This is a genomic window from Streptomyces sp. CB01881, assembly GCF_002953255.1.
Classification (GTDB): Bacteria; Actinomycetota; Actinomycetes; order Streptomycetales; family Streptomycetaceae; genus Kitasatospora.
Genome location: NZ_CP026498.1, coordinates 5,259,498 through 5,268,121, shown reverse-complemented (window position 1 = coordinate 5,268,121; position 8,624 = coordinate 5,259,498). Strand labels below are relative to the sequence as shown.

At 72.0% G+C, this 8,624-nt stretch carries 8 protein-coding genes and 1 pseudogene; 6 read left to right on the top strand and 3 right to left on the bottom strand.

Annotated features, from left to right (window positions below; genetic code table 11):
- The 6 genes and pseudogenes from C2142_RS39705 to rlmN all read left to right on the top strand — a co-directional run.
- On the top strand, positions 1-339 hold a 339-nt coding region (locus tag C2142_RS39705), incomplete at its 5' end, for a 30S ribosomal protein S2 (RefSeq protein ID WP_241002543.1).
- 129 nt (positions 340-468) lie between these two features.
- Positions 469-1,303, top strand: a pseudogene (gene tsf / locus C2142_RS12800) (translation elongation factor Ts).
- A 266-nt stretch (positions 1,304-1,569) separates the two neighbouring features.
- The gene (gene pyrH, locus C2142_RS12795; protein WP_148642763.1) at positions 1,570-2,334 is read left to right on the top strand and encodes a UMP kinase; all 765 of its coding nucleotides are present in this window, start codon (positions 1,570-1,572) and stop codon (positions 2,332-2,334) included.
- A gap of 119 nt (positions 2,335-2,453) precedes the next feature.
- The gene (gene frr, locus C2142_RS12790) at positions 2,454-3,011 is read left to right on the top strand and encodes a ribosome recycling factor (RefSeq protein WP_148642762.1); all 558 of its coding nucleotides are present in this window, start codon (positions 2,454-2,456) and stop codon (positions 3,009-3,011) included.
- Entirely contained in the window at positions 3,011-4,336 is a 1,326-nt protein-coding gene (locus C2142_RS12785; RefSeq protein WP_148642761.1) for a phosphatidate cytidylyltransferase, read from the top strand. The genes frr and C2142_RS12785 overlap by 1 nt, the downstream gene beginning before the upstream one ends.
- A gap of 208 nt (positions 4,337-4,544) precedes the next feature.
- Complete coding sequence (rlmN, locus tag C2142_RS12780; protein ID WP_148642760.1) at positions 4,545-5,645, top strand: 23S rRNA (adenine(2503)-C(2))-methyltransferase RlmN; 1,101 nt, start codon at positions 4,545-4,547, stop codon at positions 5,643-5,645.
- A 27-nt stretch (positions 5,646-5,672) separates the two neighbouring features.
- On the opposite strand, the gene C2142_RS12775 is transcribed toward rlmN, so the two are convergent.
- The 3 genes from C2142_RS12775 to C2142_RS12765 form a co-directional block, all read right to left on the bottom strand.
- Positions 5,673-6,824 carry a hypothetical protein gene (locus C2142_RS12775; protein ID WP_148642759.1) on the bottom strand — a complete coding sequence of 384 codons (1,152 nt, stop codon included), beginning with the start codon at positions 6,822-6,824 and terminating at the stop codon, positions 5,673-5,675.
- Between the two features lie 27 nt (positions 6,825-6,851).
- A complete protein-coding gene (locus C2142_RS12770) occupies positions 6,852-7,664 on the bottom strand; it encodes an ATP-binding cassette domain-containing protein (protein WP_148642758.1) in 813 nt (270 codons plus the stop codon).
- Between the two features lie 234 nt (positions 7,665-7,898).
- Positions 7,899-8,624: aminotransferase class III-fold pyridoxal phosphate-dependent enzyme (locus C2142_RS12765; RefSeq protein ID WP_148644743.1), on the bottom strand; the 726-nt coding region annotated here is incomplete at its 5' end.

Here is an 8,624-nt window from a genome sequence, read left to right as displayed (position 1 = left end):
GGGCTCAACATCCCGGTCGTCGCCATCCTCGACACCAACTGTGACCCCGACGAGGTCGACTACAAGATCCCGGGCAACGACGACGCGATCCGCTCCGTCACCCTGCTGACCCGCGTGATCGCCGACGCCGTTGCCGAGGGCCTCAAGTCCCGTGCCGGTGTCGCCAAGGGCGACGCCAAGGCCGAGCCGGGCGCCGACCAGCCGCTGGCCGACTGGGAGAAGGACCTCATCGAGGGCGAGAAGAAGGCCGAGGAGGCCCCCGCCGCCGCCGAGGCCCCCGCCGCCGAGGCTCCGGCTGCCGAGGCCCCCGCCGCTGAGGCTCCGGCCGAGCAGGCCTGACGTACCAAGGGCGAGGGGCACCCGCCGGCACGACACCGGTTGGTGCCCCTCTCTCCCGTGCCGGGACCGAACCAGCGGTCCCGGCACAACCCCACGCAGACACGCGAGACGCGAGAAGAGATTCACACCATGGCGAACTTCACCGCCGCGGACGTCAAGAAGCTCCGTGACCGGCGCCGGCATGATGGACTGCAAGAAGGCCCTGGACGAGGCCGAGGGCAACGTCGAGAAGGCCGTCGAGCTCCTGCGCATCAAGGGCCAGAAGGGCGTTGCCAAGCGCGAGGGCCGTGACGCCTCCAACGGCGCCGTCGCCGCGCTGATCGCCGAGGACAAGAAGTCCGGCGTTCTGGTCGAGCTCAACTGCGAGACCGACTTCGTCGCCAAGGGCGACAAGTTCGTCGAGGTCGCCGACGCGATCGCCGCCCACGTCGCCAAGTCCGCCCCGGCCGACCTGGACGCCGCCCTGGCTTCCGAGATCGAGGCCGGCAAGACCGTCCAGCAGTTCGTGGACGAGGCCAACGCGACCCTGGGCGAGAAGATCGTCCTCCGTCGCTTCGCCCAGTTCGACGGTGACGGCTTCGTCGCGGTCTACCTGCACAAGACCAGCCCCGACCTGCCGCCGGCCGTCGGCGTCCTGGTCGAGCTGGACAAGGAGAACGCCGACGTCGCCAAGGACGTCGCGCAGCACATCGCCGCCTTCGCGCCGAAGTACCTCTCCCGCGAGGACATCCCGGCCGAGGACATCGAGAACGAGCGCCGCGTCGCCGAGGCCACCGCTCGCGAGGAGGGCAAGCCGGAGGCCGCCCTCTCGAAGATCGTCGAGGGTCGCGTCACCGGCTTCGTGAAGGAGAACTCCGTCCTGGAGCAGGCCTTCGCGAAGGACAACAAGAAGACCGTCGCCAAGGTCCTCGAGGAGAACGGCGTCGCCCTCAAGCGCTTCGCCCGCTTCCGCGTCGGCGCCTGAGCCACGTTCCCAACGGACTCCCGGCACGCTTAGGCTGGGAACCGCCCCCGCCCGCTGACCAGGGCGGGAGGGACGCGCCGAACGGGCTCACCCCAGCGTCATCCGTCTATGGGCGGGCCGCGTCGGCACCATGAACGACGAGGAGGCCATTGCCGTGCAGGACACCGTACCGGTTCCCGCGGCAGTGGCCTCCTCGCGTGTACGCGCGGGCCTGGGATCCGTACCCCAGCGCCTGTGAACCAGTAGGTGTGTAGAAGGAGAAGTCCATGCAGGAGACGCAGGAGACCGCACAGGACCCGCAGGCCGGCTCGCGCCGCCGGGTGCTGCTGAAGCTGTCCGGTGAGGCCTTCGCCGGTGGCGGCGGGCTCGGCGTCGACCCGGACGTCGTGCACGCGATCGCCCGCGAGATCGCCACCGTCGTCCGCGCCGGTACCGAGGTGGCGGTGGTCATCGGTGGTGGCAACTTCTTCCGCGGCGCCGAGCTGCAGGTCCGCGGCATGGACCGGGCCCGTTCGGACTACATGGGCATGCTCGGCACCGTGATGAACTGCCTCGCGTTGCAGGACTTCCTGGTCAAGGAAGGCATCGAGACCCGGGTCCAGACCGCCATCACCATGGGCCAGGTCGCCGAGCCGTACCTGCCGCTGCGCGCCGTCCGGCACCTGGAGAAGGGCCGTGTCGTGATCTTCGGCGCGGGGATGGGCATGCCCTACTTCTCCACCGACACCACGGCCGTCCAGCGGGCACTGGAGATCCACGCCGACGTGCTGCTGATGGGCAAGAACGGGGTGGACGGCGTCTACGACTCCGACCCCCGGACCAACCCGGACGCGGTCAAGTTCGACGCGCTGGAGTACTCCGAGGTCATCGCCCGCGACCTCAAGGTCGCCGACCTCACCGCGATCACGCTGTGCAAGGACAACAACCTCCCGATGCTCGTCTTCGAGCTGCTGGCGGAGGGCAATATCGCGCGTGCGGTGAAGAGTGAGAAGATCGGCACACTCATCAGCCAGGATTCTGTCCGGGCCTGAGCAGCAGTCAGCCGTACGGGAGGGCGCCGGCACCGCGACCGGCGCCCTCCACACCGCGACCGGCTTCGACGCCGACACCGGTCGGGACACCAGCAGATGAACCGGACAGGGAGTACACAGTGATCGAAGAGACCCTCCTCGAGGCCGAGGAGAAGATGGAGAAGGCCGTCGAGGTCGCCAAGAACGACTTCGCCGCCATCCGCACCGGCCGCGCGCACCCGGCGATGTTCGCCAAGATCGTGGCCGAGTACTACGGCGCCGTGACGCCGATCAACCAGCTGGCGTCCTTCTCCGTGCCGGAGCCGCGGATGGCGGTCGTCGCGCCGTTCGACAAGACCGCGCTGAAGGCCATCGAGCAGGCGATCCGCGACTCCGACCTGGGCGTCAACCCGAGCAACGACGGTTCCATCATCCGGGTGGTGCTCCCCGAGCTCACCGAGGAGCGTCGTCGCGAGTACATCAAGGTCGCCCGCGGCAAGGGCGAGGACGCCAAGGTCTCGATCCGCTCCGTGCGCCGCAAGGCGAAGGACGCCATCGACAAGCTGGTCAAGGACGGCGAGATCGGCGAGGACGAGGGCCGCCGCGCGGAGAAGGAGCTCGACGACACCACGGCCAAGTACGTGGCCGGCGTCGACGAGCTGCTGAAGCACAAGGAAGCCGAGCTGCTCGAAGTCTGATGAACGACGCCCCTGACGCCCCCGGCTACTGGGGCCCATCCGACCAGCAGTACCCGCAGTACCAGCCGCACCCTCCGTACCAGCCGTCCGCGCCGGGCGCTGCTGCGGGTGCCCCCGGACACCGAACGGGTCACTCGCAGCAGCCTCAGGTGTACTGGGGTGGTGACGCGGAGGAGACTCAGGTCATGCCTCCCGTACCGGCCGACCCAGGGCCCGACCCCGTCGAGGGGCCGGCCCGGGAGGCCGGGCGGCTGAGCGGCCCGCTGTTCCGGGACGAACAGCCCCGGACGGCGGTGCCGGGCGCGGCGGAGACGGTCGTGCTGCGCGCGATCACCGACGACGTCGCCCCCACCCCCGGCCACGGCGGACAGCCGCCGCACCCGGGGGCTCCGGCGTACCCCGCGCCGCCGCAGAGCCACGCGGCGGCAGGGCGGCCCCACCCTGTGCCGTCGTTCCCCCCAGGGCAGGAGACACCCGTGGCCCAGCCCGACCCGCAGCCGCAGCCGCGCAAGCAGCGCGGTGGTCGCAACCTCCAGGCCGCCATAGGCGTGGGGGTCGGCCTCGGCGCGGTGATCATCGCCTCGCTGTTCGTCGTCAAGGCGCTGTTCCTGGTCGTGGTGATGGCGGCCGTGTCGGTCGGCGTCTGGGAGCTGACCAGCCGGCTGTCCGAGCGCAAGGAGATCAAGGCGCCGCTGATCCCGCTGGTCGCGGGAGGCATCGCGATGATCGCCACCGGCTACTGGTCCGGCGTGCAGTGGGCCGCGGCCTCGCTGGCGCTGACCGGGTTGGCGGTGATGGTCTGGCGGATGGCCGAGCCGCCGGAGAACTACCTGCGCGACATAACGGCCGGCATCTTCACCGCCTTCTACGTCCCGTTCCTGGCCACCTTCGTGGCGCTGATGCTGGCGGCCGACGACGGCCCGCAGCGGATCGTCCTGTTCCTGATCGTCACCGTCTGCAGCGACACCGGCGCCTACGCGGTGGGCTACAAGTTCGGCAGGACCAAGCTGGCCCCGACGATCAGCCCGGGCAAGACCCGCGAGGGCCTGGCCGGCGGCGTCGGGCTGTCGATGCTGGCGGGCGCGCTGCTGATGCAGCTGATCATCGACGGCGGAAGCTGGTGGCAGGGCCTGATCCTCGGCGGCTGCGCGGCGGTCGTCGCGACCCTGGGCGACCTGGGCGAGTCGATGATCAAGCGCGACCTCGGCATCAAGGACATGGGCACGCTGCTGCCCGGTCACGGCGGCATCATGGACCGGCTGGACTCGCTCCTGCCGACCGCTCCGGTGGTCTGGCTGCTGCTGGCGGCCTTCGTCGGCAGCTGACCGCCGCGCACCCACCCGTACGAAGGCCCCGCACGACCGCACCCCCCGAGCGGTCGTCCGGGGCCTTCGCCATGCCCGTCGGGCCTTCGCCGTGCCGCCGGGCCTTCGCCGTGGTCCCCAGGCCTTCGCCGTCCTGCCGGGCCTTCGCCGTCCCGCCGGGGGCTTCGCCGTCGGTCCACCCCTTGACGTCTGCGACACTGGATGAACCATGCCTAAGCCCGGAGAACTCACCTTTGTCGCGCCGCGCGGCGCCAAGCCCCCGCGACACCTCGCCGACCTGAGCCCCGCCGAGCGCAAGGAGGCCGTCGCCGAGCTGGGCGAGCAGCCGTTCCGCGCGAAGCAGCTCTCCAACCACTACTTCGGCCGGATGTCGAACGACCCGGAGGCCTGGACGGACATTCCCGCCGCCAGCCGGGGGAAGCTCACCGAGAGCCTGCTGCCCGAGCTGATGTCGGTCGTCCGGCACGTCTCGTGCGACGACGACACCACCCGCAAGACGCTCTGGAAGCTGTTCGACGGCACGCTGGTCGAGTCGGTGCTGATGCGCTACCCCGACCGGGTCACGATGTGCATCAGCTCGCAGGCCGGCTGCGGCATGAACTGCCCGTTCTGTGCGACCGGTCAGGCCGGACTGACCCGCAACCTCTCCACCGCCGAGATCGTCGAGCAGATCGCCGCCGGCATGCGTGCGCTCAAGGCCGGCGAGATCCCGGGCGGCGAGGCGCGCCTGTCCAACGTGGTCTTCATGGGCATGGGCGAGCCGCTGGCCAACTACAACCGCGTGCTGGCCGCGATCCGCCGCCTCACCGACCCGGCGCCGGACGGCTTCGGCCTCTCCCAGCGCGGCATCACCGTCTCCACCGTCGGCCTCGTCCCGGCGATGAACCGGCTCGCTGACGAGGGCCTCTCCTGCCGGCTCGCGCTGTCGCTGCACGCCCCGGACGACGAGCTGCGCGACGAGCTGGTGCCGGTCAACACCCGCTGGAAGGTCGCCGAGGTGCTCGACGCGGCGTGGAACTACGCGGAGAAGTCCGGCCGCCGGATCTCCATCGAGTACGCGCTGATCAAGGACATCAACGACCAGGCGTGGCGGGCGGACCTGCTGGGCCGGCTGATCAAGAACCACCGGGTGCACGTCAACCTGATCCCGCTGAACCCGACCCCGGGTTCCAAGTGGACGGCCTCCCGGCCCGAGGACGAGCGCGAGTTCGTCCGCCGGCTCCAGGCCCACGGCGTGCCCACCACCGTCCGGGACACCCGCGGCCAGGAGATCGACGGCGCCTGCGGCCAGCTCGCCGCGGCGGGCTGAGGCAGCCGCTCCCGCCCCCGGGTCGGCTCAGCGGAGCCCGGCGGCGGCCAGGGCGGCGGTCAGCCCGCCGGTGACCAGGAGGACGGTGCCGACCGCCAGCGTCCGCAGCGCCACCGCCCCGGCCAGCAGCCGGGGCGAGGCGCCGAGCCGCAGCAGTGCGTCGGCGACGTCCCGGCGGGCGCTGCGCAGCTCGGCCAGCCGGGCCGCGACGGCGGCCGCGGTGCAGCCCAGCACGAGGCAGGCCTCCATCGCGGGCAGGGCGTCGGCGCTGTCCGGCGTTCCGATCCAGTAGCGGACGGTGGTGAGCACCAGCGCGAGGGTCAGGGTGAGCACGGCCAGCGGGGGCCCGAGCCGGCGGGCCTGCGCGGTCAGGCCCCGCCCGGCCAGCAGCCGCAGCGGGGTGGGCCGGCCGAGGGCGAGCAGCCGGCCGGCCCAGGAGAGCAGCGGGCCGGTCAGCAGGGCGAGGCCGAGGGCGCCGGCGGTCCAGCCGCCGAGGGCGGCGGTGCTGGTGGTGCCGAGCCCGGCCGGCAGGTGGATCGGGCGGCCGTCGGCGGCGGCACCGGGCCGCAGGGCGATCAGCTCCAGGGCGAGTCCGATCACGGCCAGGCCGACGGGCAGTGCGATCCGCAGTGGGCCGAAGCCGGTCCGGACCGGCCGCGGGCTGCCGGGCAGGGTCTCGGCGAGCGGTACGGCGCCGGCCGCGGAGATCCCGGCGGTGAGCGGTACGAGGGCGAGCAGGGTGACCGGCGCGGCGGCCGGCAGTTCGACGCCCATCCCGAGGTCGGCGGCGAGCGAGGGCCCGGCGATGTCGTTGCGCAGGACGAGGAAGAGCAGCAGGGTCAGCACGGCGCCGAGCGCGCAGGCGAGCGCGACCTCGCCGGCGATCAGGGCCCGGATCCGGGCCGAGCCGGCTCCGGCGGCGGTGAGGCCGGTGATCCGTTCGGGCCGTTGCGCGGGGACCGCGCGGGCGGCGACGGCGGCGAACCAGGCGACGGCGGCCAGCGGTGGCAGGCACCAGAGCAGCCGGGCGACGGTGTCCGCGCCGCCCGGCGGGTCGCTCATCGCCCGGCCGAGGGCCCGTAGCAGGAAGGCGGCGACGACCGCGCCGGCCACGGCGGTGAGCAGCCAGCGGCCGAGGTCGAGCACCCGGTAGCCCCGGGCCAGACGGAGATAGAACACGTCGACTCTTTCAGCGGCGGGGCGGCGTCAGCGGCGGGTGGCCGACACGGCGGACGCCCCGGTGGTTCCCGGCGTCCCGGTGGTTCCCGGCCCGGCGGTGGCCGCGGCCGTCCCGGTGTGCCCGGCGGCCGGCGCGGTGGTGCGCGGGACGGGCGCGACGGGGGCGGCGAGCCGTCCGTCGACGAGGGCGACGGCGCGGTCCGCGAACCGGACGAGTTCGGGGTCGTGGGTGGCCAGGACGAGGGTGAGCTGGTGCGAGCGGGCCGCGCTGGTCAGTATCCGCAGGACCTGGTCGGCGGCCTCGCGGTGGAGCGGGGCGGTGGGGTCGTCGGCGAAGACGACCGGCGGCAGCGGGGCGAGCGCGCGGGCGACGGCGATCCGCTGGCGCTGGCTCTGGACCAGCCGGTCGGGCCGCAGCCGGGAGGCGGCCCCGATGTCGAGCCGTTGCAGCCACTCGTCGGCGGCGGTGTACGCGGCCTTGTTGCCGGCGCCGGCCAGCAGCAGTGGCAGGGCGACGTTCTCCCGGGCGGTCAGCTCGGGGACCAGGTGCGGTTCGGAGCCGACGAAGCCGAAGCGGTCGCGGCGCAGCCGTTCGCGGCCGGCCCGGCCGAGGGTGTGGACGGGGGCGCTGTTGAACCAGACCTCGCCCTCGTCGACCGGGAGGAGGGCCGAGAGGCAGCCGAGCAGGGTGCTCTTGCCCGAGCCTCGTGGGCCGGTGACGGCGAGCACCTCGCCCTCCCGGACGCCGAGCGAGATACCGCGCAGGGCGGGGGTGCCGTGATGGGACTTGACGATCCCCCGGGCCCACAGCACGTCGTTGTCAGGCGGGGCCGCTGACATGAGGTTCCATCCTGGGTGGCCGCAGGGATATGACAGTCGTCAGATTAGAACGATCGGGCCCCGGCGCGGTTGCGGCGCACTGGTCCATCAAGGGCAAATCACCCGTAAACAGGCGTGTTTGATTGGTCTCCGCTACGGATTCCGGGTGGCGGACGGAGCGGGAAGCACCGAAGGGCGGCCCCGCTGGAAGCAGGGCCGCCCTTCGGCGGAGGGTGAGGAAGAAAGATCAGGTCGTCAGATCTTCGCCCACGCGTCGGTGAGGCTGGTCCGCAGGATCTGCTCGATCTCGTCGAAGGTCGACTGGTCGGAGATCAGCGGCGGGGCCAGCTGGATGACCGGGTCGCCACGGTCGTCGGCGCGGCAGTACAGGCCGTTGTCGAAGAGCGCCTTCGACAGGAAGCCGTAGAGCACGCGCTCCACCTCGTCGTCGTTGAACGACTCCTTGGTGACCTTGTCCTTCACGAGCTCGATGCCGTAGAAGTACCCGTTGCCGCGGACGTCGCCGACGATCGGCAGGTCGCGCAGCTTGTTCAGGGTGCCGAGGAAGGCGGCCTCGTTGTCGAGGACGTGCTGGTTCAGGCCCTCGCGCTCGAAGATGTCGAGGTTGGCCAGCGCCACCGCGGAGGAGACCGGGTGGCCACCGAAGGTGTAGCCGTGCAGGAAGGTGTTGTCACCCTTGTAGAACGGCTCGGCGAGGCGGTCCGAGATGATCGTGGCACCGATCGGGGAGTAGCCCGAGGTCATGCCCTTGGCGCAGGTGATCATGTCGGGCTGGTAGCCGAACTTGTCGGCGCCGAACATGGTGCCCAGGCGGCCGAAGGCGCAGATGACCTCGTCCGAGACCAGCAGCACGTCGTGGCGGTCGCAGATCTCGCGCAGGCGCTGGAAGTACCCGGGCGGCGGCGGGAAGCAGCCACCGGCGTTCTGCACCGGCTCGACGAAGACGGCGGCGACGGTCTC

Coding starts and splice junctions, on each gene's coding strand:
- pyrH (WP_148642763.1), top strand. CDS start 1,570: ATGCAGGAGACGCAGGAGACCGCACAGGACCCGCAGGCCGGCTCGCGC.
- C2142_RS12785 (WP_148642761.1), top strand. CDS start 3,011: ATGAACGACGCCCCTGACGCCCCCGGCTACTGGGGCCCATCCGACCAG.
- rlmN (WP_148642760.1), top strand. CDS start 4,545: ATGCCTAAGCCCGGAGAACTCACCTTTGTCGCGCCGCGCGGCGCCAAG.
- C2142_RS12770 (WP_148642758.1), bottom strand. CDS start 7,664: ATGTCAGCGGCCCCGCCTGACAACGACGTGCTGTGGGCCCGGGGGATC.